We start from the raw sequence: 904 nt of genomic DNA on the forward strand, positions 1-904 counted from the left end.
CCCCGCCACCGTCACGGAACCGGTGCCCGCCCCCGCGCCGGACAGCGACGCGCCGGAGGACGAGGATGGCTTCCGCCCGATGCGCGTCGCCGCCCTGGCCGGGGCCGCCGCACGTCCTGTGGAGGAGCCGCTGGCCGCCCCGGAGGCCGCCACTGAGGCCGCTCCCGAATCCATCGTGGACACCGGCGGCGCGCGGCAGCAGGCCGCCAACGCCTTCTACGCCCGGCTGCGGGCCATCGGACCGGAGCGCTGAGCCATGCTGCGCGTACTTCCCATCACGCTGGTGGCGATCCTGATGGTGCTGCCGCTCAAGCTCGGCTCGCTGATGGAAGGGCTGCCGGTGGTTGCCCAGCAGTTCGACCGCGAGTTCGGCAAGCATGAGCGCCCCTGGGCCAAGGACCTGAAGGGTGGCGCGGAGTCCTCCTCCCTGGACGCCCCGCCAGCGCCGGCCCCCGCTCTGGCCGCGCTGCCGATGACCGCGGCGGCTTCGCCCGCGGACGCCGCCCTGCCCGCGGCGAGTTGCACCGACCCGGCCCTGCGCGCCGCCATCGCGGAGCAGAAGGCCGACGTGACCGCCCGCACCCGCCATCTCGGCGAGGCGGAGGCGGTGCTGGCCGCCGCCGAGACCCGCGCCACCTCTCAGATCCAGAAGCTGAGCGCCATCAAGCGCGACGTGGAGGCGCTGATGCAGCAGCGCTCAAACCTCCAGGCGGAGGATCTGAAGCGCATGGTGACGATCTACGAGACGATGAAGCCGCGCGACGCCGCGCGCATCTTCAACGACCTGGAAACCGACATCATCATCGACGTGCTGGACCGCATGGCCGAGCGCCGCTCCGCCCCGATCATCGCGGAGCTGGAGGACGGCAAGGCGCGCGAGGTCACCCGCCTCGTCCTGCAACGC

General features: G+C 72.9%; 1 protein-coding gene and 1 pseudogene. Both read left to right on the forward strand.

Translation table 11 applies throughout. The features are described from left to right. Positions 1-253: pseudogene (locus tag Q4I23_RS32830) on the forward strand (DUF6468 domain-containing protein); the annotation flags it as partial. A gap of 3 nt (positions 254-256) precedes the next feature. Next, on the forward strand, positions 257-904 hold a 648-nt coding region (locus Q4I23_RS32835; protein WP_498529023.1), incomplete at its 3' end, for a MotE family protein.

Source organism: Azospirillum sp. UFLA03-27 (assembly GCF_059803775.1).